The 24,432-nt window shown below is 71.5% G+C and carries 21 protein-coding genes; 14 read left to right on the top strand and 7 right to left on the bottom strand.

The features are described 5' to 3' along the window. Positions 1-48: 48 nt before the first annotated feature. A complete protein-coding gene (locus tag KUM44_RS05755; protein WP_217206641.1) occupies positions 49-711 on the bottom strand; it encodes a bifunctional DNA primase/polymerase in 663 nt (220 codons plus the stop codon). Positions 712-1,029: 318 nt separating this feature from the next. On the opposite strand from KUM44_RS05755, the gene KUM44_RS05750 reads away from it, so the two are divergent. Together KUM44_RS05750 and KUM44_RS05745 are read left to right on the top strand one after the other, a co-directional pair. Further along, on the top strand, positions 1,030-2,415 hold the full coding sequence (locus tag KUM44_RS05750; protein ID WP_217206640.1) for a transcriptional regulator: 1,386 nt from the start codon (positions 1,030-1,032) through the stop codon (positions 2,413-2,415). Positions 2,416-2,616: 201 nt separating this feature from the next. Further along, positions 2,617-4,587, top strand: coding sequence for a hypothetical protein (locus KUM44_RS05745; protein WP_217206639.1), 1,971 nt, complete (start codon positions 2,617-2,619; stop codon positions 4,585-4,587). 27 nt (positions 4,588-4,614) lie between these two features. On the opposite strand, the gene KUM44_RS05740 is transcribed toward KUM44_RS05745, so the two are convergent. Continuing rightward, positions 4,615-5,925: an ABC transporter substrate-binding protein gene (locus tag KUM44_RS05740; protein WP_217206638.1), complete on the bottom strand. Its 1,311-nt coding sequence runs from the start codon at positions 5,923-5,925 to the stop codon at positions 4,615-4,617. Between the two features lie 117 nt (positions 5,926-6,042). Here KUM44_RS05740 and KUM44_RS05735 point away from each other — a divergent pair, with 117 nt between their 5' ends. Together KUM44_RS05735 and purU are read left to right on the top strand one after the other, a co-directional pair. Further along, the gene (locus KUM44_RS05735; RefSeq protein ID WP_217206637.1) at positions 6,043-6,543 is read left to right on the top strand and encodes a hypothetical protein; all 501 of its coding nucleotides are present in this window, start codon (positions 6,043-6,045) and stop codon (positions 6,541-6,543) included. A 47-nt stretch (positions 6,544-6,590) separates the two neighbouring features. Then, positions 6,591-7,472: a formyltetrahydrofolate deformylase gene (purU, locus tag KUM44_RS05730; RefSeq protein WP_217206636.1), complete on the top strand. Its 882-nt coding sequence runs from the start codon at positions 6,591-6,593 to the stop codon at positions 7,470-7,472. Between the two features lie 252 nt (positions 7,473-7,724). On the opposite strand, the gene KUM44_RS05725 is transcribed toward purU, so the two are convergent. Continuing rightward, the gene (locus tag KUM44_RS05725) at positions 7,725-9,002 is read right to left on the bottom strand and encodes a zf-HC2 domain-containing protein (RefSeq protein WP_217206764.1); all 1,278 of its coding nucleotides are present in this window, start codon (positions 9,000-9,002) and stop codon (positions 7,725-7,727) included. Between the two features lie 176 nt (positions 9,003-9,178). Continuing rightward, positions 9,179-9,766, bottom strand: coding sequence for a sigma-70 family RNA polymerase sigma factor (locus KUM44_RS05720; RefSeq protein ID WP_217206635.1), 588 nt, complete (start codon positions 9,764-9,766; stop codon positions 9,179-9,181). Between the two features lie 368 nt (positions 9,767-10,134). On the opposite strand from KUM44_RS05720, the gene KUM44_RS05715 reads away from it, so the two are divergent. Further along, complete coding sequence (locus tag KUM44_RS05715) at positions 10,135-10,515, top strand: STAS domain-containing protein (RefSeq protein ID WP_062722412.1); 381 nt, start codon at positions 10,135-10,137, stop codon at positions 10,513-10,515. A gap of 162 nt (positions 10,516-10,677) precedes the next feature. Continuing rightward, positions 10,678-11,190, top strand: coding sequence for an EF-hand domain-containing protein (locus KUM44_RS05710; RefSeq protein ID WP_217206634.1), 513 nt, complete (start codon positions 10,678-10,680; stop codon positions 11,188-11,190). 56 nt (positions 11,191-11,246) lie between these two features. Here KUM44_RS05710 and KUM44_RS05705 read toward each other — a convergent pair whose 3' ends face one another. Continuing rightward, positions 11,247-12,752, bottom strand: coding sequence for a class I adenylate-forming enzyme family protein (locus tag KUM44_RS05705; protein WP_217206633.1), 1,506 nt, complete (start codon positions 12,750-12,752; stop codon positions 11,247-11,249). A gap of 151 nt (positions 12,753-12,903) precedes the next feature. On the opposite strand from KUM44_RS05705, the gene KUM44_RS05700 reads away from it, so the two are divergent. The 3 genes from KUM44_RS05700 to KUM44_RS05690 all read left to right on the top strand — a co-directional run bounded on the left by KUM44_RS05700 (position 12,904) and on the right by KUM44_RS05690 (position 15,892). Further along, positions 12,904-14,037, top strand: a complete 1,134-nt coding sequence (locus KUM44_RS05700) for an acyl-CoA dehydrogenase family protein (RefSeq protein ID WP_217206632.1) — start codon at positions 12,904-12,906, stop codon at positions 14,035-14,037. 3 nt (positions 14,038-14,040) lie between these two features. After that, a complete protein-coding gene (locus tag KUM44_RS05695; RefSeq protein WP_217206631.1) occupies positions 14,041-14,922 on the top strand; it encodes an acyl-CoA dehydrogenase family protein in 882 nt (293 codons plus the stop codon). A gap of 508 nt (positions 14,923-15,430) precedes the next feature. Next, positions 15,431-15,892, top strand: a complete 462-nt coding sequence (locus tag KUM44_RS05690; RefSeq protein WP_217206763.1) for an ATP-binding protein — start codon at positions 15,431-15,433, stop codon at positions 15,890-15,892. Positions 15,893-16,370: 478 nt separating this feature from the next. Here KUM44_RS05690 and KUM44_RS05685 read toward each other — a convergent pair whose 3' ends face one another. After that, the gene (locus KUM44_RS05685) at positions 16,371-17,297 is read right to left on the bottom strand and encodes a cyclase family protein (RefSeq protein ID WP_217206630.1); all 927 of its coding nucleotides are present in this window, start codon (positions 17,295-17,297) and stop codon (positions 16,371-16,373) included. Between the two features lie 96 nt (positions 17,298-17,393). On the opposite strand from KUM44_RS05685, the gene KUM44_RS05680 reads away from it, so the two are divergent. The 4 genes from KUM44_RS05680 (at position 17,394) to KUM44_RS05665 (ending at position 22,032) form a co-directional block, all read left to right on the top strand. Beyond that, positions 17,394-18,308 carry an SDR family oxidoreductase gene (locus tag KUM44_RS05680; RefSeq protein WP_217206629.1) on the top strand — a complete coding sequence of 305 codons (915 nt, stop codon included), beginning with the start codon at positions 17,394-17,396 and terminating at the stop codon, positions 18,306-18,308. 139 nt (positions 18,309-18,447) lie between these two features. Further along, the gene (locus KUM44_RS05675) at positions 18,448-19,599 is read left to right on the top strand and encodes an acyl-CoA dehydrogenase family protein (RefSeq protein WP_217206628.1); all 1,152 of its coding nucleotides are present in this window, start codon (positions 18,448-18,450) and stop codon (positions 19,597-19,599) included. Further along, complete coding sequence (locus KUM44_RS05670; RefSeq protein ID WP_217206627.1) at positions 19,599-20,648, top strand: Zn-dependent alcohol dehydrogenase; 1,050 nt, start codon at positions 19,599-19,601, stop codon at positions 20,646-20,648. The genes KUM44_RS05675 and KUM44_RS05670 overlap by 1 nt, the downstream gene beginning before the upstream one ends. A gap of 130 nt (positions 20,649-20,778) precedes the next feature. Further along, the gene (locus KUM44_RS05665; protein WP_217206626.1) at positions 20,779-22,032 is read left to right on the top strand and encodes an MFS transporter; all 1,254 of its coding nucleotides are present in this window, start codon (positions 20,779-20,781) and stop codon (positions 22,030-22,032) included. Here KUM44_RS05665 and KUM44_RS05660 read toward each other — a convergent pair. Further along, on the bottom strand, positions 21,940-22,980 hold the full coding sequence (locus KUM44_RS05660) for a GlxA family transcriptional regulator (protein ID WP_217206625.1): 1,041 nt from the start codon (positions 22,978-22,980) through the stop codon (positions 21,940-21,942). The genes KUM44_RS05665 and KUM44_RS05660 overlap by 93 nt on opposite strands. Before the next feature lie 71 nt (positions 22,981-23,051). Between KUM44_RS05660 and KUM44_RS05655 the strand changes: the two genes are divergently transcribed. Beyond that, positions 23,052-24,377, top strand: coding sequence for an MFS transporter (locus KUM44_RS05655; protein WP_217206624.1), 1,326 nt, complete (start codon positions 23,052-23,054; stop codon positions 24,375-24,377). Positions 24,378-24,432 lie beyond the last annotated feature (55 nt).

Below are 24,432 nucleotides of genomic sequence, written 5' to 3'. Positions count from 1 at the left end.
CCAACCTAAGGGGCGCGGGGCTGTATCGGGGCAGACGAGAAGGCGCTCCTAACGATCCCGCCCACACGCATACGCGAGCGGCGAGATCAACTCCTCCGCATCCGGCAGCCACCGGTTCGCCGGAGTCGGCCGACAGGCCCACTGCACAGCCCCCCGGGATCCGAACCGCGTAGGCGGCCCGGCAACCCACGCACCCTCCCCGAGCGCGACAAGATCCAGCGACCCCACCGACCACCCCAGCTTGCGCACCAGATCGGGCACCTTCACCGACGCACCCGGCAACACGAAGAAGTGCATCCGACGATCAGGCGTCAACGTCACCGGCCCCAGCGTCAGCTCCATCCGCTCCATCCGGGCCAGCGCGAGAAACCCGGCCGTCTCCGGGACGGAGATCGCGTCGAAGGTGCGCCCCGTCGGCAGCAGGATCGACGCGTTCGGCTGCTTCTGCCACATCCGGCGTGCGACCGTCGCGCTGCCGGTCGCCTGGGTCTCCCAGTCGGGGCGCGCGGGGTGCGCGCCGGGCGCGGGGCACCCGGTGTCACCGCAGGAGCAGAGCTGTGCGCCGTCGACGGCTTCCAGCCAGGTCCCGGGGAACACGTCCCAGTGACGCTCCTCGGCATAGCGAACGGCGGTCTCCAGCAGCGTTTCGCCGCGCTGCTTCGGAATCTGTGCGGCTTCGGTGGCCGGGATCGTCTCTTCCACGCTGAACACAACTCCCGCACCCACCTGTAGTTACGGGCGTAGCGAGCGCGGGGGAGGAGCATTGATTCCTCATCTGGGGCGCATGGGTGCATGGGTGGGGGCGCGCGGGAGGATCCGTGGTCGGAGCTGGGTAGCCCACTGTGGGGTCGGCTTCCGCCTTTACCCCGGCAATCCTCGCAAGCCTCGCATTTTCGGTATGACGACGGGGCATTGATCTTCACGGCCGGAAACCTGTGGTGCACAGCCAGTGCCCCGCGCCGGATTCCGGCGGTGAAAGACACGTCAACTCGGTGCGTGGGCAGGCACCGCAGCCACAGGGGGTACGCCATGGCCGCAAGGCCTCTCGTCGCGCGACAGCCGAACGAACGGCTTCAGGCGCTCATCCAGGAAGCGGGCTGCTCGAACGCCGGGCTGGCCCGCCGGGTCAACATGTGCGGCGCCGAGCACGGCCTCGATCTGCGCTACGACAAGACGTCGGTGGCGCGTTGGCTGCGGGGACAGCAGCCGAGGGGGCGGGCGCCGGCGATCATCGCGGAGGCGCTCGGCCGCAAGCTGGGCCGTACGGTCACGATCGACGAGATCGGCATGGCCAACGGCAAGAACCTCGCGTCGGGCGTCGGTCTTCAGTTCTCGCCGACTGTACTGGGGGCCATCGAGCAGGTCTGCGAGCTGTGGCGCAGTGACGTGGGGCGCCGGGACTTCCTGTCCGGTTCCTCCGTCGCCGCGTCCGCGCTGGTCGAGCCCAGCCGCGACTGGCTGATCTCGTCGCCGGACTCACAGGTGTCGCGCTCGGCCGGGCCCCGGGTGGGGCAGTCCGACGTGGCGGCCGTGCGCGCGATGACGCAGGCGCTCGTCGACCTTGATCACCAGTACGGCAGCGGGCATGTGCGCCCGGTCGTCGTGCACTACCTGAACAGCGTCGTCTCCGGGCTGCTGGCCGGGTCGTACCGGGAGGCGGTCGGGCGGGAACTCTTCGCCGCCGTCGCGCGGTTGACCGAGCTCGCCGGGTACATGGCCGTCGACACCGGCCAACCGGGGCTCGCCCAGCGGTACTACATCCAGGCGCTGCGGCTCGCGCAGGCCGCGGGAGACCGCGGGTACGGCGGATATGTGCTGGCCGCCTCCATGAGCCACCTCGCCGCGCAGCTCGGGAACCCGCGTGAGATCGCGCAGTTGGCGCGGGCCGCGCAGGAGGGGGCGCGGGGGCGCGTGACCCCGCGCGCGGAGTCAATGTTCTACGCGGCCGAGGCGCGAGGGCATGCCTTGATGGGCGACGCACGGGCCGCCCAGGTGGCGTCCGGGCGGGCCGTGACCGCGCTGGAGGCCGCGGACGTGGAGTCCGGGGACGATCCGGCCTGGATCGCCCACTTCGACGAGGCCTATCTCGCCGACGAGTTGGCGCACTGCCACCGTGACCTCGGCCAGGCCGAGGCGGCGGCGCGGCGCGCGGAGGAGTCGCTGGCCGGGCTCCCGGAGACGAAGGCGCGGCGCCGGGCGATCGGCTATGTGCTGCTCGCCACAGCACAGGTGCAGCAGCGCGAGATCGAACAGGCCTGCCACACCGGGCTGAAGGCCGTGGAGCTGCTGGAGACCCTGCGGTCCAACCGGGGCGCCGAGTACCTGGACGACTTCCAGCAGCGGCTGGAGCCGTTCCGGGAGGAGCCGGTGGTAAGGGAGTTCGGGGCACGGCTGGATCTCCAGGCGGCGGCGTGAAACCAGGGGGTACGAGGGTGTGAACGGCAGGGAAATGAAGGCGCCGGTGGGGAAAGGGGGCATATATAGCGGACGGGGGACCGGGATTGTTACTGCGGTCACAGCGATGCAGGTCACGTCCTGCGCTGCGTAGCACGCGGATCGGCGGACCCGGTAGCGTGAGCCGACGATTCACAAGGTCCCCCATTAGTAGGAGTCCCGGTGACGCAGAGTGGACGGGGCGAGGAGCCCTCGGCGCGACCCGCGCGCGAAGGCATCGTGCTGCCCTCCGACGGCAGTGAGCCGTTGCTGCCGGGCATGACCGGCGGACAGGGCGGCCAGGCGGCGCCGGTGCCGCCCGCCCCGCCGACCACGCCCCCGCCCTCGGCACCGCCCGGCGGCCAGTCCTGGGGCACCCCCTGGGGACCCGAGCAGACCCCACAGGCGCCGCCCTCGCCGCAACCGCCGGCGGCGCCGGTCCAGTCCTGGGGAACGCCGCCCGGGCACTCCTGGGGCGGGCAGGAACCGCCGCAGCCGTATCAGGGCGGGCAGGCCGGTGGCTCGCCGTCGCCGGCCCCGTGGGGCGCGGCGCCGGACGCCGGGGGAGCGCCGTCCCAGCCGTTGCCGCCGGAGGGCGTGTCGTACGGCGGGGGAGCGCAGGGTGCGCCCCAGGGGACGCCGACGTACGGCCATGGCGCCGCCCCGGACGCCGGGGCGCCCATGCCGGCGCAGCAGCAACCTGCGCCGCAGCAGTACCAGCAGCATCAATCCCACCATCAACCCCAGCACCAGCAGCCTCAGCCGCAGCCGCCGCACGGTCAGGGCGGTGCCCCCTCGGCGCCGTTGCCCCCTGCCGGCGGGCAGGGCTACGGCCCTCCTGGCTTCGGTGGTGCGCTGCCGCCGGCCCAGCAGGGCGGTCCGGCCGCGCACGGCGCCCCCAACGCGCCTCTGCCGCACGCTGGTGCGGGTGCCGGCGGTTTCGGGGGCCCGTTGCCCCCGGCCGGGGAAGGCGCCACTCAGTACATACCGCCGGTCGGTGCCGCACCCGCGGGCGCGGACGAGCAGGCCACCCGCTACATACCGCCCGTCGCCGCGCCGACTGCGCCCGCCGCGGGCGAGGGGGCGACGCAGTACCTCCCGCCGGTCGGGCCCGGTGCGCTGCCGCCCGAGGCGGCCGGTGAGAGCACGCAGATCCTGGGGCGGGCCCGGCAGGGCGGCGCGGCCGGTCCGCAGGGCGGTGCGATGCCGGTGCCTCCCGGGTCCGACGCCGACGCCACCCAGTACATCCCGCCCGTGACCGGGCAGCCGGGCGGGGCGGCGCAGCCGGGGCCGGGGCGGCAGCCGCTCTCCGACTTCGACAACCTCTTCCGCAGCGAGCCGGGCGGTGAGCCCCCGGCCGCCGCCACCCAGCAGCTGCCGCGCTTCCAGCAGCCGCAACCGCAGCCGCAGGGTTCGCGCGAGACGGGCTACTTCCCGCCCGGACCGCACGGGCAGCCCGGCCCCCACGGGGCGAACGCCGACGACATCGGCGAGGGAGGTCGCGGGGGCCGTCGTACGGGATCGCGGGTGCCGCTCATGGCCGCCGTCGGCGTCGGCATCGCCGTCCTAGGTATCGGCGCGGGCGCGATGCTCGCCGGTGGGGGCGAGGACGACCAGAAGGGCAGCGACGACAACACGCCGGTCTCCGCCACGGCTCCGGCGACCGAGGATTCCCCGTCGCCGTCCGAGGACCCGGCCGAGCAGCAGGCGATCGCCCTGGACAAGCTGCTGGCGGACAGCGGCGACAGCCGTACCGCCGTGATCAACGCGGTGGCCGCCGTGAAGTCCTGCGGCAATCTCGCGCAGGCCGCCACCGATCTGCGGGGCGCGGCCAAGCAGCGCAACCAGCTGGTCACCGACCTGTCCAAGCTCTCCGTCGACCAGCTCCCGAGCCACACCGAGCTGACCAGCGCGCTGACCAAGGCGTGGCAGGCGTCGGCGTCCGCCGACAACCACTACGCGGCGTGGGCGGACCAGGTGGCGGCCAAGAAGGGGCAGCTCTGCAAGAAGGGCCAGGCCCGTTCCACCGGGCAGACCCAGGCCGGCAACCGGGCCAGCGGCACGGCCAGCGAGCAGAAGAAATCGGCCGCGCAGCTGTGGAACACCATCGCCAGGAAGTACGGGCTGACCGAGCGCCAGCCGACCCAGCTGTAGGTCGGCGAGGACCGGGGCGCCGGGCGGTCAGTTCAGCTCGGCGCTTTGCAGTGTCCTCGTCACGTCGATGAAGCTCTTGCGGGCCGCCACCAGCCTGCCCTCGCGTACGACCTGGAGGCTCACCTTCCGGTTGACCAGCCGGGGGTAGCCCACCGAGGCGAGGACGTCCTGGAACTTCCACTGGAGGGTCGGCGTGAGCCCGCCCGTGGGGACCTTCAGGCCCTTGTTCAGGGCGCCGCGCACGGAGTCGGCGGTCACGGCGTCGTCGCCCAGCGACTCGACGACCTTCTTGAAGACCGTGTAGGCGATCCACGTGGTCTGCACGCCGGCGTCCGCGGGGTCGATGCGGTTGTCGCCGAAGGCCTGCTCGCTGATCACCTTCTTCATCGGGTCCCAGCGCGCGTCGCTCGCGACGGGGTACCAGCCGGTGATGTACGAGCCCTCGTACGGGCTGGACGCCCCGCCGTTCGCGTTGATCACGGTCTGGTCGACGCTGCCGAGGACGGTGGCGGTGCGGACGTCGGTGTAGTCCTCGCGGGAGCGCCGGAAGGAGTCCATGAAGGTGGTGGTGCGGTCGCCGAGGGCGGGCACCACGCAGCCCGGGTCGCTGAGGTCGGTGGTGGAGTACCGCAGCGCCCGCTCGGACTGGCTGCCGTACTCGGTGGCGTCCTCATCGGCCAGCTGGTCGCCCGCGGCAGGGTGCCCGCCCGCACGGAGGCCGGAGTTGAGCAGCGGCGGCAGCTCGTCGCCCGCGATGCTGTCGGGGCGTACCAGGGCGACGGGGCCGCAGGTGCGGGCCAGTTCCCGGCCGAGGCCGGCCAGGAGGGTGGGCTGGCCGCCGTTGACGGGGTAGGAGAGCGGGCTGGTGAACTCGGCGTTGGTGATGCCGTAGCCGCCTATGTACGGGATGCCGGCGCCCTCCAGCGAGGGCAGGAAGGTGTCGCCGTACTGGCTGTAGGAGCCGAGGACCGCGACGACGTTCTCCTCGATCGCGCGGTCGGCACAGGCGGCGGCGGCCACGCTGTCGTTGTGGTCGTTGCAGGTGAGGACCTTGAGCTTGCGGCCGCCGAGGCCGCCGTGTTCGTTGACCCAGCGCGCGTACGCCTGCGCGAGGGCGGGCATACCGGGCTTGTTGGTCGCCTTGGTGTTCTCCGGCGCCCAGGTCATCACGGTGATCGTGTCATCCCCGGAACCCCCCGTGGTACCGGGGACGACACCGCATCCGGCTGCCAGCGACGCACACGCCACCAACGCCGCCGCAGTGCGTGCGGAGGCTCGGACGGGCCGGTTGGTGATCGTGGGGAGGACGGTGCTGCGGATGCGTCGCCTGCCGGTCATGGATACGCACGATTCCGCCACACCGCTAACCCTGGCGTGACCCGTGGTTATGGTTCGGTGACAGCAAGGTGAATTGAGGGGGTCGGTGAGGCGCCCGTGAGGGGGAACGTACGATCGATGACCGTGCAAGGTTCGGATAGCTCTTCCCGTCGCGGCCGTCGCTCCTCCACCATGGGCGGCATGCCACTCAACGACATGCCGTGGTGGCGCTGGCGCAGCAATGTGCGCTCCGCGCTGCACATGCTCTCCGATCCGGTGTTCCAGCGGGACGTCTGGCTGGCCGGCGTCGACGGGTACGGCGACGTCACCGACGCCGTCTACCGCCTCGTCGAGGACACCTGGCTGGACAACTGGTCCGCCGAGAAGTACGTCGGGACGATCTTCCGTGACTCGCAGGAGGCGGCGCTCGTCGACACCGCCGTGCTGCGCGTGCTGCGGATCATGCACCAGGTCGGCCCGGACGCGCAGGTCGCCGCCTACCTGGAGAACCAGGGGTGGCCGGAGGCGGTGCGGGCGGCGCGGGACGCGCATGTCCGGATGTCCACGGCCGACGGAGAGGACCCGGACGCTCCGCCGCGCACGCTCGAAGTGCTGGCGATCATGACGCGGTCCGCGTAACGGGACGACTGTCCGCCGGGCGGGTCGGATATGGGACCCTGTCCTGCATGAACCAGCAGTCCACCCGAGCCGCGGTCCCCGCCGACCAGTACGTCCTCACCCTGTCCTGCCCCGACAAGCAGGGCATCGTGCACGCCGTGTCGAGCTACCTCTTCATGACCGGCTGCAACATCGAGGACAGCCAGCAGTTCGGTGACCACGACACGGGACTGTTCTTCATGCGCGTCCACTTCTCGGCGGAGGCGCCGGTCACGGTGGACAAGCTGCGGGCGAGCTTCGCGGCGATCGGGGACTCCTTCCAGATGGACTGGCAGATCCATCGAGCCGAGGAGAAGATGCGGGTCGTGCTGATGGTCAGCAAGTTCGGGCACTGCCTGAACGACCTGTTGTTCCGCGCCAGGATCGGCGCGCTTCCTGTGGAGATCGCCGCCGTGGTCTCCAACCACACCGACTTCGCCGAGCTTGTGGGGTCGTACAACATCCCGTTCCACCACATCCCGGTGACCAAGGACAACAAGCCCGAGGCCGAGGCGCGGCTGCTGGAGATCGTGCGGGAGCAGGGCGTGGAGCTGGTCGTGCTCGCCCGGTACATGCAGGTGCTCTCCGACGATCTGTGCAAGGCGCTCAGCGGGCGGATCATCAACATCCACCACTCCTTCCTGCCGAGCTTCAAGGGTGCGAAGCCGTATCACCAGGCGCACACGCGCGGTGTGAAGCTGATCGGTGCGACGGCGCACTATGTGACCGCCGACCTCGACGAGGGGCCGATCATCGAGCAGGAGGTCGAGCGGGTGGGGCATGACGTCACGCCGGACCAGCTCGTCGCGATCGGGCGCGATGTGGAGTGCCAGGCGTTGGCCCGGGCGGTCAAGTGGCATGCCGAGCGGAGGATTCTGCTGAACGGGCGGCGGACGGTCGTTTTCGCCTAGGAGCTCGGGGGTTCTGGTTCGAGGGCGGCTGCGGGTAGTCGTTGGCTGGTCGCGCAGTTCCCCGCGCCCCTTAAGTACGTGCAGTGGACGTCCCTTCAGGGGCGCGAGCAACCACAAACCACCCGCAGTCGCCCCCGAACCAGAACCCCCGAGCTCCTCCAGGGGCGCGGGGCTGCATCAATCTGCGGCTCCGCCGCGTGGGCGCGACCAGCCCCCTCGCACCCGCAGCCGCCCATGAACCCCAACCCACCCCTACATCCGGCTCAAGCTCGCCGCAGCCAACAGCACATCCCGGATCGCCGTACGGTCACCGACCTGCCCCGCCGCAGCCTCCGCAGGAGACACATGGCCCGCGGCCAGTCGGCAGAACTCCGTGCCGTCCAGCGCCACATGGGCCACCTCATGCTCGGCGGAGCCCACCGCCGCCGGGGAGTCCAGCGGGATCAGCCACTCCCCGCCACCCGAGCCCTCGATCTCCAGCCGGAGACTACGGCCGGGCTCTCCCGCAGGGACGAGGTGGCGACCCGGTGGCGGCGCCGCCAGCCCCGCGCGGCGGCGGGCCGACAGCACCGTGGGCAGCAGGCGGGCCGCCAGGCCGACCATCTGGTGCAGGTTGCTGCCGGACGGCGGCTCGTACGGGTAGTCCACCGCCTCGGCGATGTCCTCGGCGTGCACCCAGCACTCGAAGGCGCGGTCCAGCATCGCGTCGCGCAGCGGCAGCTCGAAGTCGCCGTACGGGACGGCCAGTCCGCCCGTGCCGCCCCCGCCGCCCGTGAAGGACACCGTGCGGACCAGGGCGTGGGTCTGCTCCCGCCAGGGCGCGCGGACGGCGCGGGTCGGCGGGAAGTGCGAGGCACGCCAGTACGCGTCCGTGCGCGCGGCCGGGGTCGGCCGGTCCGCGGCCACGTCGCCCATCGGGTCCTCCAGGCCCAGCGCGACGGCCACCAGCCCGTCGACCGTCAGCAGATGCGCGATGACCCCGGCGACGGTCGTACGACGGCTGGTCGGCTCGTCCTTCTCGAACCACCGCAGCCGCACGGGCGCGTGCCACTCGGCGTCCCCGAAGTCCTGGAGCAGGGCGTCGAGGCGGGCCGTCTCGGCGTCGTACGGCCTCGCCCACTCGGGCACCGGAATGCGCGGTGGGCGCCGCTTGAGGCAGCCCTCCAGGACGCGGGCGCGCAGGGCGGGGTCCAGGTCGAGGCTCTCGGCGGGGTGCAGCAGGCCGACGGCCTCGCGCAGCCGTCGCGCCTCGTCCGCGCAGGAACCGCAGTCGCCGAGGTGCTCCTCGACGGCCGCCGTCTCCTCCGGTGAGCAGGCGGCCAGCGCCCACGCGCCGAGAAGCGCCTTCAGGACGCGGTGTTCGAGGACGAGAGGTGCCGCCGGGCGCGGCGCCTGGTCGCCGAGGTCAGCCAGGGCGGGCAGCGGGTGTCCGGTGTCCTCGACGGAGGCGCGGGGGAGCGGTATGCGGGGCGGCTGGTCCGGAGTCGGCTCCGGGGCGGGGCGCCCGTCGTCGCCGTCGCGGCAGCTCATGCCGTCGGCTCCGTGGGCGGTGTCCCCGAAGCCGTTCTCCCCGTTCTTCCCGTTCTTCCCGTTCTTCCCGTTCTTCCCGTTGTCCCCGGTCTCCTTGGCCTCCCTGGTCTCGTGGGTCTCCTTGCTCTCTTCATGGCCCTCGTCCGGGTCCTTGCCCGGGAACCACTCCGCCTCGTTCACGCCGCGCCCCCGTATCCCGGCGGTGCCCCCGGGGCGGCTCCGGCGTCATGGGCGGTGGAGAGCAGTTGGAGGCCCAGGCGGAGGCGGCGGCGGGCCTCGTCCTCGGTGACGCCGAGGTCGGCGGCGGTCTGGCGGTAGTCGCGGCGCTGGAAGTAGGCCAGCTCCAGGGCGGCGCGCAGGGGGACGGGCATGGACTGCACGATGTAGTCGGCGCGGGCGGCGACCGAGGCGTGCCGTACCTTGCGCTCCAGTTCCTCGGTGGAGCCCTGGCCGCCGGCCCGGGCGAGGGCGGCGGTCTCGGTGGCGCGCAGCCGCTGCACGGCGAGGCGGTGGGTCAGCGTGGCGACCCAGGTGCGCAGCGGGCCCTGCCTGGGGTCGTAGCTGTCCGGGTGCTCCCAGACGTGGGCGAAGACGTCGCGGGTGATGTGGTCGGCGGCGCGCTCGTCGCCCAGCACGGTGTGGGCCAGGCCGTGGACGAGCGAGGCGAAGCGGTCGTAGAGCTCGCCGAGGGCGGCCGCCTCGCCGCGGGCGAGCCGCTGCTGCATCTTGCGGTCCCAGCGGGGCGGTGCGTCCTTCTTCGCCATAAGGCCCCCCTCACCGGTCCGTCCTGTCCAGCGTGCGTCCTCCGTCCCCTCGAATGTAGTCGGCACGTCTGACAGCGCACGCCCCTTTGTCGCAATGTGCGCCCCTTGTCGAGCCATGGCTGGTGACACACCTCGCTCTCGTGGTAGAGGGCCTCACGCTCGGATCACTCACGGACCTGGCTCGGCCCGCATCCGGGCGGCTACCCGGCCACCATCTGATCAGACTCGATCGAACAGGATCGAATGCGATTGAAACAAGCCTTTTCTGATCGGTCACCGTTTTCTGGCGGGTGTTTCAGGGAACAGCCGCTGGGCAGCCGCGCTGCAAGGAAGCGTAGGTGTCGCTTCCGGTTCGGCGAGCGAGGGGCGTGGTGGTGACGTTGAAAGTGACCGGCGGCGAGCGAGGCGACTGGGCTGTGCTCCAGGTGTCGGGCGAGCTGGATCTGGTGACCTCGCCGGTGATGCGTCAGCACATCCATGACGTGGTGGCCGAGGGACGCCACAGCCTCGTCCTCGACCTGTCCGAGGTCCTGTTCTGCGACTCCAGCGGCGTCGGCGTGCTCATCGCCGCCCGCCGGCTGATCCGCTCCTGCCAGGGCAGCCTGCGCCTGATACTCCCGGCGCAGGGCGCGGCGGACGGGTCGCACGTCAACCGCGTCCTCGGGGCGCTGGGAGTACGCAGGCTCTTCGAGGTCTACCCGGACGTCACGGCGGCGGTCGCGGACGACGCCCGTCCGCTGTCCGCCTGAACAGGCGCGATCACCGTCGGTAGTGCCACACAGTTGTCCCGGAATTCCCCCGGTCCTGGTACAACCGCCGCTTTCCCGCGCCCGGACGCCCCCCGGCGTCGTACGCTCCGAGGGAGGCCGAGAGCCTCGCATTCCACGTGACGTAAGGCGGCCCGATAAGACATGGTCAGCAGCGAGTACGAGCGCAGGAGCGCCGCCCGGTTCGCCACCTTCGACCAGGACGGCAACGGCTATATCGACCGGGAGGACTTCAGCGCGGCGGCCAAGGCGCTGCTCGCGGAGTTCGGCATCGCCGCCCGGTCCGACAAGGGCCAGGCGCTGTACGGCGGCGCAGAGGCGTTCTGGCAGGGCATGGCCGGAATCGCGGACCGGGACGGTGACCAGCGCATCACCCGCGAGGAGTTCGTCAACGGCGCGGTCAAGCGGCTGCGGGACAACCCGGACCGGTTCGCCGAGATCGCCCGCCCCTTCCTGCACGCCGCCCTCGACCTGGCCGACTCCGACGGTGACGGAGCCGCCACGGTGGCCGACACCGTGCGTGTGCTCGGCTGCCTCGGCGTCCAGCCGGACGTCGCCCGGGCGGCCGCCGCCACGCTGGACACGGACGGCAACGGCAAGGTGGCGGAGGACGAGATCATCACCGCGTTCGCCCGCTACTTCACCGTCCCCGAGTGATCCCCATGGCACTTCACCGTCCCCGAGTGATCCCCACGGCGTGATCCCCACGGCCCCTACGCCTCCGAGAAGCGCTCCCTGAGCTTGTACTTCAGCACCTTCCGCAGGGTGTCGTTGCGCGGAAGGGCGTCCACCACCTCCAGCTGCTCCGGCAGCTTGTGCGTGGACAGTCCTTCCCCGCGCAGATACGCCGTCAGCGTCTCCAGCGTCAGCGGCCCGGCGCCCTCCGGCTGCTCGACGACCGCGCAGACCCGTTCCCCGCGCTCGGCGTCCGGCAGGCCGATCACGGCCACGTCCCCCACCCCGGGGTGCCGGTGCAGCAGATCCTCGATCTCCTTCGCCGAGATGTTCTCGCCCTTGCGGATGATCACGTCCTTGAGGCGCCCGGTGAGCACCAGATGCCCGCTGTCGGTGAGGTGCCCGAGGTCGCCGGTCCGCAGAAACCCGTCCTCGTCGAAGGCCGCCGCCGTCTGCGCCGGGTCCAGATAGCCCTGGCACACCGCCTCCCCGCGCAGCCGGACCTCTCCCTCGACGATCCGTATCTCCATCTCCCGCGGCGGCCGTCCCTCCGTCGTAGCCAGGTTCTGCGCGGTGTCGTCCGGCGCCCCCATCGTGATCATCGGCACCTCGGTCATGCCGTATCCATGGGTGAGCTGCACCCCCATCTCGCGCACCACGGCGTGATACAGCTCCGGCGGCTTCGGCGCCCCGCCGCCGGCCAGCAGCCGCAGCGAGGGAACCGCCTTCGCCCCGTCCGGCTGCCTGCGCTGCTCGTTCAGGAACATCGAGTAGAACGCCGTCGACCCGCCTGCGATCGTCACACCGTGCCGGCGATACCCCTCCAGCGCCTCCGGCAGCGCGAACTGCTCGAACATCACCGCGGGGAAGCCGTACAGCAGCACCATCACCATGTAGTCCGGGCCGCCTATGTGCGCGTACGGGAAGGCGATCGACCCGATGTCCTCGGCGGTCGGACGCAGAGCGTGCGCCAGGCAGGAGCCGCCCGCGATCAGCGAGCGGTCCGTGTGCAGCACGCCCTTGGGGTCGGACGTCGTCCCCGAGGTCCAGTAGATCCAGCGCACCGAGGTGCCCTCGGCGGGCGGTGGGGGCAGGACCGAGGGATCGCCGTCGGGCAGGGCGTCGTACGCCTCGAAGATCCCCTTCGCGCCCAGCCGTCGCGCCATCCCGGTGTGGTCGAAGCCCCGCCACACGCCCGGCACCGCGAAGAACTCCGCCTTCGACTCCCGCAGCGCGAACCCGACTTCGCGGTCCCGGTAGAACGGGATGACCGGCGACTGCACGGCGCCCAGGCGGGCCAGCGCGAAGGACAGCAGGGCCGTCTCGAAGCGGGTGGGCAGCTGCCAGGCGACGACCGTGCCGGGGCGTACGCCCATGTCGTACAGGCCCGCCGCCACGCGCTCGGCACGCGCGCGTAGGTCGCCGAAGGACAGGGCGCGGTCGTCCTGGAGGAGAGCGGGGCGGTCGGGGGTGCGGTCGGCGCGGCCGGCGACCAGGTCCCAGAGGGTGCGTGCGGAACTCAGGGCGTGTGCGGTGTCGTTCATGACAGCCCCCTGCATCGGCCGAACAATGGCTGACGGTCCGTCAGATCGTGGGCAGAGCGTAGGGCTCGCCGCCTTGTCGGTCCAGGGGTGCGGGACTTAGCCTTCCCGCAGAGTGATATATGACGGCGCGTCAGATATGGAGTGGCCGCACATGGACCTCGCCCACACACCGGAAGAGGAGGAGTTCCGGGCGCGGCTGCGCGCGTGGCTGGGCCAGGTGCTGCCCACGCTCCCGCCGAAGCCGTCCCCGGACGACTGGCCAGGACGCCGCGCCTACGACCTCGGCTGGCAGCGGATGCTCTACGACGCCGGATACGGGGAGGTCCACTGGGACGCCTCACCGACCACCCGCCTGATCTTCCTGGAGGAGACCGAGAAGGCGGGCGCGCCCTATGTGGGCGCGGGCTTCGTCGGGCTGCTGCACGCGGGGCCGACCATCGCGGCCGAGGGCACCGCCGAGCAGCGCGAGCGCTGGCTGCCGCCGATCCTGCGCGGGGACCAGGTCTGGTGCCAGGGCTTCAGCGAACCGGACGCCGGATCCGACCTCGCGGCCCTGCGCACGCGCGCGCGTAGGGACGGCGACGACTACGTGGTGACCGGGTCCAAGATCTGGACCTCCCATGCCGAAGTGGCCGACTGGTGCGAACTGTTGGTCCGCACCGACCCCGACGCGCCCAAACACCGCGGGATCAGCTGGCTGGCCATGCCCATGGACGCACCGGGCGTCACCGTACGGCCGCTGAAGACCCTCGCCGGGTCGACCGAGTTCGCCGAGGTGTTCCTCGACGAGGTGCGGGTGCCGGTCGCCAACCGGGTCGGGGACGAGAACGACGGCTGGCGCGTGACCATGGTGACCCTGTCCTTCGAGCGCGGCACGGCCTTCGTGGGCGAGGTCGTCGCATGCCGGCGCGCGCTGCGCGAACTCGCCGTCGAGGCGCGCAAGAACGGACGCTGGGACGACCCCGTGCTCCGACGCCGGCTGGGACGCCTGAATGCGCAGTTCAAGGCGCTGTGGCGACTGACGCAGTGGAACGTGAGCGAGGCGGAACTGAGCGGAGGGGTGCCCGGTGTCGGGGGTTCGGTTTTCAAACTGAGGTATTCGCACGCCCGTCAGGAGCTCTACGACGCCGCAGCCGACGTCCTGGGACCACAGGCGCTGGACCTCGACCGGCCGTGGGTGCTCGACCGGCTGTCCTCGCTGTCGTACACCATCGCCGCCGGCACCTCGCAGATCCAGCGGAACATCGTGGCCGAGCGGATCCTCGGGCTGCCGAAGGGGCGGTGACGGATGCGATTCCAACTGACCGAGGACCAGGTGGCGTTGCGCGATGGCGTGCGGGAGATGCTGGCGCGGCGCTTCGGCCCGGATGCGCTCAGGGCCGCCGTCGAGGAGCCGGGCCGCCTGGACCGGGCCCTGTGGCGGGAGCTCGGTGCGGCCGGGTTCTTCGCGCTACGGCTGCCGGAGGCGGGGGGCGGTGTCGGACTCGGGCTGCCCGAGGCGGTGTTGGCCTTCGAGGAGGCCGGGCGGGCACTGCTGCCCGGGCCTCTGGTGGCCACGCACCTCGCGGCGGGAGCGGTACCCGGCGCGGCCACCGGGGAGACGGTCGTGACGGCCGTCGGCAACGGGCTGGTGGAGTGGCTCGCGCAGGCCGACGTCGTACGGGGGGACGGAGGCGCGGTGGGTGCCGTACCGCTGCGGTCGGTCGACCCGCTGACGCCGCTGCACCGGGTTCCCGCGGGGATGGGCATGGCGCCCGTAGCCGTACTCCTCACCGCGGCCGAACAGTTGGGCAGCGCCACACGCGCGTGCGAGCTGGCCGTGCAACACGCCCGGACGCGTGAGCAGTTCGGGCGACCGATCGGGGCCTTCCAGGCCGTGCAGCATCTGTGCGCGGAGATGCTGGTGCGGACGGAGACGGCCCGTGCCGCCGTCTACGCGGCTGCCGTCACGGCCGACCCGGCCGACATCGACACCGCACGACTGCTCGCCGACGAGGCCGCCGTGCGCGGCGCCCGCGACTGCCTTCAGGTGCACGGCGGCATGGGGTTCACCTGGGAGTTCGAGGTCCATCTGCATCTGAAGCGGGCGTGGGTACGGACGCACCGTGCGGGACCTGCTACGGAGAGTGAGGAAAATCTCGCCGCCGAACTTCTCGCCGATCCGGCCTGAAGGCCTCTGGTCTGCGGTGTCGCCGACGGTCCCGGCGTGGATGTCGCGGATTGTGGCATACCGGAACTACGGAGCGTTGATATCGGGTTGTGTCCTACGCGTGACTCGTCACGGCCTGGAGTCGGCCGTCCGCTCCGGTACCTTGTGTGAGATGCGAGTGGTTCCGAGCACGAGCCATCCCGGAGTTGCCCTTGAGGCGGCTCCGGATCCGGCGGTGCGCGCCGCTGTTCGCAGGGCGGGAGGGCGTTCTGCCCCCGCCTGTTCGACTCCCCACGACAAGCGTCGCACAGTATGCCGCAGGGGTACTCCTTCGCGCTGGAATATGCCCGAAGCGCTTGTTGGGGTGACTGTACGTCAACCATGCTGTCAGCTAAGGGATTCACGTTCCGTGACCCTGGCTTTGGCCATTGTTCTGGCCATGAAAAGAATGGCTAGGATCGTGGCCCTCGTGAGGCGCGGGGTTATGTGTCCGCCGGTTCGGATGGTGTGAGCGGTGCAGGTGCTTCAAGTGCAGCTGGAGATCCGGCCCGACCCCGCTGAGGTGGGGCGAGCCCGGCGGTGGGCACGCTCGCGGCTCGCCGGGTCGGGGATACAGGCCGATGAGCCGCTCGCCGAGACGCTGATCCTGCTCGTCTCCGAACTGGTCACCAACGCCGTGGTGCACACCGGTTGTCCGGCCGTGCTGCGGCTCTCCCTGCCGGGCGCGGCCCAGGACTGTGCCACCGTACGGCTCGAGGTGGCCGACCGCAGCGGGCGGGCGCCGGTGCCCCGATGCGTCGACGGTGACGCGACCGGCGGCCGCGGACTCGCCCTCGTCGACGGTCTCGCGGACCGGTGGGGCTGGAGCACCGAGGGTGCCGGCAAGCGGATCTGGTGCGAACTGGACCGTGACACGGAGTCGGCGACGTCCGCTTCCGCCTGCGGGAGCAGGGTGTCGGCGTACGAGGGGCTCGCGTACGAAGCGGTGTGACGGGTGCACGGGGGCGCCGATGTGTGTGAAGCGGTGTGGCCGGCGCGCGGCGTGACCATTCCGCCGGATCCGGTGCACGGTTGCAGGGAACGCTGCACCTCTCGGTTCCGAGGGTCGTCGGTGCGCCTGGGCATGCTTCCGTGCGCGGCCTTCTGTAAATAGGGCGTAAGTAACAAATCCCCGACTTGGTGTTGACGCCGCGTGTCCGGTTGATCACGCTTGTGGTCAGCGATTCGCCGCGAGGGGACGACGAGGGCTTCGGTGACGGAAGCCCTTGCCGAGTGTGGGTCGTGATTCGGCGTCGGTTCTCCGAGGGCCAGGAGGGCCGGGGCGGGTACGCCGGAGTCGGATGGCGGCGCGCGGTGCCGTGCTCGGGGCGGATGGGGGCACCCCCTGCTCGGGCGGTAGCCGGGAGTGGGGAAGTCGCGCCGCCAGCCGACCTCGCGGGAGAGTCCGAGAGTTCAGAGGGCTGGACGGTTCAGAGGACGGCCACGGGTGCGACGGGTGTCCCCGTGCCGCCGACGAACGGCTCGGGCATCGCGGACAGCAGGAACGTATGGCTGCCCTGTTGTCCACAGGCTGTGGACAAATCTTCGAGATTCCAGTTCTGGCCCTGGAGCATCCCCATCTCGACCAGGTCGAGCGCGTGCACGGGCAGCCACAAATCCTCTGTCTCCGGCGGAAATATCTCAAACGTGAGCGTGTCATTGGCCACGGCCGCGACGTCGCGCGCGTGGAACCACTCCGGCGTACGGATCGACAGACCGGGCGAGGGGTAGCCGTACGCATGCTTGTCGCCCGCGAGGTACACCTGGACCTGCCCCGTCCGTACGAGCACGATGTCGCCGGCCCGCACGCGGGTGCCCGCCATTTCCTCGGCCGCCTCCAGGTCCTCCGGGGTGACCGCGTGCCCCCCGTCGAGCCGCGGGACGCCACGCGCGCGTGCCACGTCCAGCAGTACCCCGCGCGAGACGATGTGCCGCGCCTTGTCGATGCCGCTGAACTCGGCGCCGCCGTGCGGGGTGATGGTGTCGGCGGGGCGGCCGTTGTAGATCCGGCCCGAGTGGGAGACGTGGGTGAGCGCGTCCCAGTGGGTGGCGGCCTGGAGGCCCATGGTCACGGCGTCGTCGCTGCACGCGACGGTTCCCGGACCGAACAGCTCCTGGTTGATCTGCACCATGGTGTGCAGGGGGTTCACGCGCCCGGGGATCATCCCGGTCTGCACGCCGTCCTGCTGGAGGGGTAGCGCGAGCGGGATGCGACGGCCGCTGCGGACACAGGCGGCCGCCTCGCGGACCACCTCGTCGGTGATGAGGTTCAGGGTCCCGATCTCGTCGTCGGCACCCCAACGGCCCCAGTTGTTCACGCGCTTGGCGATCTCGTGGAACACGTCCGGCAGTGACATGAGTCCCTCCCCGGGGCTTGTCTCCGCGTATCTGACGGGTCGTAGAATCGATACGAATCTAACGGACCGTCAGAAACTGCGGGAAGGGGCCGGGGCATGGGGAACTTCTTGGCAGGCAAGGTCGTCGCCGTGACGGGCGCGGGGCGGGGGATCGGACGGGCCGTCGCGCTCGCGGCCGCCGCCGAGGGAGCGCGGGTCGTCGTCAACGACTACGGGGTGTCGGTGGAAGGTGCCTCGCCCACCAGCGAGGTCGCCGAGGCCGTGGTCAAGGAGATCGAGGCGGCGGGCGGCGAGGCGGTTGCGGTCGCCGACGACATCTCCACGATGGCGGGCGGGCAGCGGGTGGTCGACGTCGCGCTGTCGTCGTACGGACGTATCGACGGTGTGGTCTGTGTCGCCGGGATTCTGCGTGAACGGATGCTGTTCAACATGACCGAGGACGAGTGGGATCCGGTGATCGCCACTCATCTGAAGGGGACGTTCACGGTGTTCCGGGCCGCCGCCGCGGTGATGCGGAAGCAGGGGGCGGGCACCCTGATCGGGTTCACCAGCGGGAACCATCAGGGGTCCGTGTCGCAGGCGAACTACAGCGCGGCTAAGGGCGGGATCATCTCGCTCGTGCGGAGCGCCGCGCTGGGCTTGAACAGGTACGGGGTGACCGCCAACGCGGTGGCGCCCGTCGCGCGTACACGGATGTCGGCCGGGGTTCCCATGGAGCTGACCGAGATCGGGGAGCCGGAGGACGTGGCCGCGCTGGTGGTCTACCTGCTGTCGGACGGGGCGCGGGAGCAGGGGATCACGGGGCAGGTGTACACGGTTGCGGGGCCGAAGATCGCGGTGTGGGCTCAGCCGCGGGAGCTGCGCTCGGCCTATGCGGTGGGGGGGTGGACGCCGGAGCGGGTCGCGGAGGTGCTGCCGGGGGTGGTGGGGGTGGATCCGATGCCGTTGTTGGAGCGGGTGCGGGAGATGAGGCGGGCTGCGGCGAGTGGGGAACGGCCCAACGCCCAATAGCTCGGGGCGGACGGTCGTGTGGCGGCCGCGGATGGTTTGTGGCTTGTCGCGCCCACGCGGCGGAGCCGCAAATCGATACAGCCCCGCGCCCCTAAAAGAATGGGCGTTGTTCCCGGCCGGAGATGACGAGGAGACCCCTATGGACTTCGGGTACGCGGCGGAGGATGAAGCGTTTCGTTTGGAAGTGCGGGCGTGGCTGGATGAGTATGCCAAGGACGCTCAGGATCGGCGCGGTTGGGAACGGGTGCTGGGCAAAGCCGGGTGGATAGGGCTCGGGTGGGCCGAGGACGGATACGGCAATCGGCGTGCCAGCCTGACCCAGCAGGTTGTCTGGGCCGAGGAATACGCACGGTCGGGGGCGCCCGCGCGGTCTGGGCATATCGGGGAGAAGTTGCTTGCGCCCACCCTCATCGCACATGGCAGCGAGGAGCAGAAGGCGCGGTTTCTGCCGGCGGTTGCTGCTGGGGACGAGTTGTGGTGTCAGGGGTACAGCGAGCCCGGGGCGGGGTCCGATCTCGCGGGGGTGCGGACCAAGGCAGAGCTGGGGGCGGACGGAAACTACTGGATTACCGGGCAGAAGATCTGGACCTCTCTTGCTCATGAGGCCGACTGGTGTTTTGTGCTGGCCCGTACGGATCCCGAGTCGAGTCGGCATCACGGGCTGACTTTCCTTCTCGTTCCCATGGACCAGCCGGGGCGTGTCGAGGTGCGGCCCATTCGGCAGATGACGGGGACCAGCGATTTCAACGAGGTGTTCTTCGACGGGGCACGCGCGCGTGCGGAGCATGTCGTGGGGGGCGAGGGTGGCGGCTGGCGCGTCGCGATGAGTCTGCTCGGGTTCGAGCGGGGAGTGTCGACGCTTGCCCAGCAGGTCGGGTTCGCCCAGGAGTTGGGGCGGGTGGTGCGGGCGGCCGTGGAGACGGGGGCGGTCGGTGATCCCGTGGTGCGGGAGCGGCTGGTGCGGCAGTGGGCCGAGCTGCGGGTGATGGGCTGGAACGCGTTGCGTACGTTGGGGCGCTCCGGGGACGCGGGGGCGCCCAGTGTGGCCAAGCTGTTGTGGGGTGGCTGGCATCAGCGGCTCGGGGAGCTGGCGGTGCTGGTGCGGGGTGCGGCCGGCGGGGTCGGGCCGCAGGAGTGGTCGGCTGCGGCGCCGTACGAACTCGACGAGGCTCAGCAGCTGTTCCTGTTCTCGCGGGCCGACACCATCTACGGCGGATCCGATCAGGTTCAGCGCACGATCATCGCCGAGCGGGTGCTCGGCCTGCCCAGGGAGCCCAAGGGGGTCGTCTGATGCGCGCGGTGCTGTTCGACGGGAAGCGGGTTCAGGTCGTGGACGACCTGGAGGTACGGGATCCGGGGCCCGGGGAGGTGCTGGTCGCGATCTCGGCTGCCGGGTTGTGCCACAGCGATCTGTCTGTGGTGGACGGGACCATACCTTTTCCGGTTCCTGTGGTGCTGGGCCATGAGGGGGCAGGGGTGGTGGAAGCGGTGGGTGTGGGGGTCACCCATGTGGGGCCCGGGGATCATGTGGCGCTGTCCACTCTCGCCAACTGTGGTACGTGCGCGGAGTGCGACCGGGGGCGGCCGACGATGTGCCGGCAGGCGATCGGACGGCCCGGCCGGCCGTTCAGCCAAGGAGGGCGGCCCGTCTTCCAGTTCGCCTCCAACTCCGCGTTCGCCGAGCGGACCGTGGTCAAGGCCGTGCAGGTGGTGCGTATCGAGAAGGACATTCCCCTGCCGTCCGCCGCCTTGATCGGGTGCGGGGTGCTGACGGGGGTGGGAGCCGTCCTCAACCGGGCGAAGGTGGACCGCGGGGACAGTGTGGTCGTGATCGGTACCGGCGGTATCGGGCTCAACGTCCTTCAGGGCGCGCGGATCGCGGGTGCCCTGCGGATCGTCGCCGTCGACGCGAATCCGGCGAAGGAGGCGGTGGCCCGGCAGTTCGGGGCGACCGACTTCCTGACCTCGACGGAGGGCGTGCGGGAACTGCTGCCTACGGGGGCCGACCATGCCTTCGAGTGCGTGGGGCGGGTCGAGCTCATCCGGCAGGCGGTCGATCTGCTGGACCGGCACGGGCAGGCGGTGCTCCTGGGGGTTCCTCCGGCCGGCGCCGAGGCGTCCTTCGTCGTGTCCTCCATGTACCTGGACAAGTCGATCCTGGGCTGCCGGTACGGGTCGTCGAGGCCGCAGCGGGACATCGCGCTGTACGCCGAGCTGTACCGGGACGGGCGGCTGTTGCTGGACGAGCTGGTGACGCAGACGTATCCGGTGGAGGAGTTCGAGCGGGCGGCGGCGGACGCGGAGGCGGGGAAGGTGGCCCGCGGAGTGCTCACGTTCTGAGGCCGTACTTCCTGCGCATACTTCCTGTGGATTCGCGAGGCCGCCCGGCGCGTCTGCCACGTCTTCCGCGTTGTCCACAGGCCCGGAAAACGGCTGCCGTGTTGTCAGTGGTGGCACCTAACGTCATCCCATGACCTATCGAGACGTCGCCTCCAAGCAGGTCCTGATCTGGGCCTGCACCGCCGTCGCCTCTCGCATGCCGGTCGCCATGGCGCCGTTGGCGCTGGTGTTTCTGGTGCGGGAGCGGCCCGGCGGCTACACCCTGGGTGCGGCTCTCGCGGCGGCCTATGTGCTCGGTGAGATCCTCGGCGCCCCGGTCCTCGGGATGCGGCTGGACCCGGCTCGCGGCCGGCGGCACCTGGCGCTCGGGCTCGCGGGCGGGACGGTGGGGTTCGTGGGGCTGGGGGCGCTGGCCGGGGCGCATCCCGTCGTGCTGGGGGCGTTCGCGTTCCTGGCCGGTGCGGCACCGGCCGCGGTCGCCGGCGGTCAGCGGGCGCTGCTGACCTCTCTGGTCCCGGAGCGGGCGGCGGCGCAGGCGCTGTCCATCGAGTCGATGCTGATGTCCGGCGTGTGGGCCGTGTCCCCGGTCGCGGTCGCCGGCCTCGCCCTCGGGGTGGCGCCCCGCGTGCCGCTGATCCTCGCGGCCGTCCTCATGGCGTCGTCGATCACGGGCCACTGGCTGCTGCCCGCGGGCTGGGCCAGGGGGGAACAGGACGAGGATACGGGCCGGACGAAGACCCGCGTGCTGATACGGGCCTGGCCGGTCTACGTCACAGGGGCGGCCAGCCTCACCCTCCTCGGCCTCGCCGAACTCACCCTGCCCGCCCTCCTGGAACAGCGCGGCATCGGCGTCGGCTGGTCGGGGCCGATGCTGGCGGGCATGGCGGTGGGAGCGGGGCTCGGGGCGTTCCTGTACGGCCTGCGGTCGTGGCCGGGGCGGCTGCGCACGCGCAGTGTGGTGCTGATGTGCGTCATGTCGGTGTTCGTGACGCTCGCCGCGCTGATACCGGGCGCGGCCGGGATCGCGTTGGCCCTCGTCCTCGCGGGTACGGTGCAGTCCGGTGCGCTGATCACCCGCAACCTGTCGCTGCGCGAGGCCCTGCCACCGGGCGTCCTGGCCGCGGGCTACGCCATGATGTACGCGGCCGCGGGCGCCGGCTACGCGGCGACGGGCTCCCTCGCGGGCGGTCTGCTCCAGGTGGTGGCGCCGTCCACGGCGATCCTGGCCGGGGTGGTGGTGACCCTGCTGCTGACGGCGCTCGGCTGGTGGGGAGAGGCCCGCCGTGAGGGCTCAAGTACCGCTGGGGACCTGGACGTCGGCGTTGTTCGCGGCGCGGAAGGTGCGCCGGTAGCTGGTGGGTGTGACGCCGAGCGCAGCCTGTAGGTGCTGGCGCATCGACTGGGCCGTACCGAATCCGGCGTCCCTGGCCACCTGGTCGACCGAGAGGTCCGTGGACTCCAGGAGGTGGCGGGCGCGTTCGACGCGTTGCTGGGTGAGCCACTGGCCGGGGCTGATGCCGACCTCCTCGCGGAAGCGGCGGGTGAAGGTGCGCACCGACATCGCCTCCTGGTCCGCCATGTCCCGCAGCTGGATCGGCTCGTGGAGGCGGCCCAGGGCCCAGGCGCGGGCCGTGGTCGTGGAGGCCTGCTGTGGGTCGGGGACCGGACGGTGGATGTACTGGGCCTGGCCGCCGTCCCGGTGGGGCGGTACGACGGTGCGGCGGGCCACCTCGTTGGCGATGGCCGTGCCGTGGTCGCGGCGGACCATGTGGAGGCACAGGTCGATGCCGGCCGCGACACCGGCCGAGGTCAGGACGTCGCCGTCGTCGATGAACAGGACGTCCGCGTCGACCTCGATCCTCGGGAAGAGCCGCTGGAAGCGCTCGGCGTCGGCCCAGTGTGTGGTGGCCGGGCGGCCGTCGAGCAGGCCGGCGGCGGCCAGGACGTAGACGCCGGTGCAGATGGAGGCGAGCCGGGTGCCGGGGCGGATGCGGGCGAGTGCGGCGGCCAGCTCGTCGGTCAGCACGCCCTCCTCGAAGACCGGGCCGAGTTCGTACGACGCCGGGACGATCACGGTGTCGGCGGTGGCCAGGGCCTGTGGCCCGTGCTCCACGTGGATGGCGAAGTCGGCGTCGGTCTGCACCGGGCCGGGCGGCCGGATCGAGCAGGTGACGACCTCGTACAGGTGCCGTCCCAGCGCGTCCTTGGGGCGGCCGAAGATGCGGTGCGGGATGCCCAGCTCGAAGGGGAGCAGGCCGTCCAGGGCCAGGACGACGACGCGATGCGGGCGGAGCCCGGGCTCGCGCTCTTCATGCTCCGGCTCACTACTCATGGCCCGATCCTAACGAATGCTGTCCTTCGGGCCAATGGCTTCACGGCCGCGCAGGCCCGAAGCTCGTTGTCGTGACGCAGACAACCGACGCCACCACCGCCACCGCCGCCACGACCGCCACCGGCGACCAGTCCCCGCCGCCGGGTCGTCCGCGCATCCATCGCGCCTGGTTCGTCGCCGCCGTCGCCTTCGTGACGATCCTCGGCGCGGCCGCCTTCCGTTCCCTCCCGGGGCTGCTCATCGACCCGCTGCACGAGGAGTTCGGCTGGTCGCGCGGCACGATCGGGGCCGCCGTCTCCCTCAACCTGGCCCTCTACGGCCTCACCGCCCCGTTCGCCGCCGCGCTGATGGACCGCTTCGGCATCCGGCGCGTGGTTGCCTTCGCGCTCGTCCTGATCGCGCTCGGCTCGGGCCTGACGGTCTGGATGACGGCGGCCTGGCAGCTGCTGCTGTGCTGGGGTCTGCTGGTGGGCCTCGGCACCGGCTCGATGGCGCTGGCCTTCGCCGCGACCGTCACCAACCGCTGGTTCACCGAACGACGCGGCCTGGTCACCGGCATCCTCACCGCCGCCTCGGCCTCCGGCCAGCTGATCTTCCTGCCCCTGATGGCCCTGATGGTCGACGAGGGCGACTGGCGCCCGGCCGCCGTCACGGTCTCCCTCACGGCCCTCGCCGTCGTCCCCTTCGTCCTCCTGCTGCTGCGCGACCACCCGGCCGATGTGGCCCTGAAGCCGTACGGCGCGCAGGAGTTCGTGGCCAAGCCGCCCCCGGTGCCGGGCGCCGCCCGCCGTGCCGTCACCGTGCTGCTGAAGGCGGCCCGCACCGGCCCCTTCTGGCTGCTCGCCGGCACCTTCGCGATCTGCGGTGCCTCCACCAACGGCCTCGTCCAGACCCACTTCGTACCCGCCGCCCACGACCACGGCATGCCCGTCCCGGCCGCCGCCTCGCTGCTCGCCGTCATCGGCGTGTTCGACGTGATCGGCACGATCGCCTCCGGCTGGCTCACCGACCGCTTCGACGCGCGCCGCCTGCTCGCGGTCTACTACGCCCTGCGCGGCGTCTCCCTCCTGTTCCTGCCGATGCTGCTCGCGCCGAGCGTCCACCCGCCCATGCTCTTCTTCATCGTCTTCTACGGCCTCGACTGGGTCGCCACCGTCCCGCCCACCGTCGCCCTGTGCCGGGAGCAGTACGGCGAGGACAGCGCGATCGTCTTCGGCTGGGTCCTCGCCTCCCACCAGGTCGGAGCCGCGCTGGTGGCCGTCCTCGGCGGGGTCGCGCGCGATGTCTTCGGCGCCTACGACGTGGTCTGGTACGCCTCGGGCGCCCTGTGCGCGGCGGCCGCGCTGATGGCGCTGGTGATCCGGCGACGGACGGCTCCCGTGGCGATGACGGCATAGGGGAGGCCTGGGAGCGTGGGGACCGGGGAGCCCGGAGGCCAGGGGCCCGGAGGCC

It is taken from the genome of Streptomyces sp. AC550_RSS872 (assembly GCF_019049285.1).
Taxonomy (GTDB): domain Bacteria; phylum Actinomycetota; class Actinomycetes; order Streptomycetales; family Streptomycetaceae; genus Streptomyces.
The sequence above is the reverse complement of the archived record's forward strand: the minus strand, read 5'-3'. Positions and strand labels throughout refer to the sequence as shown.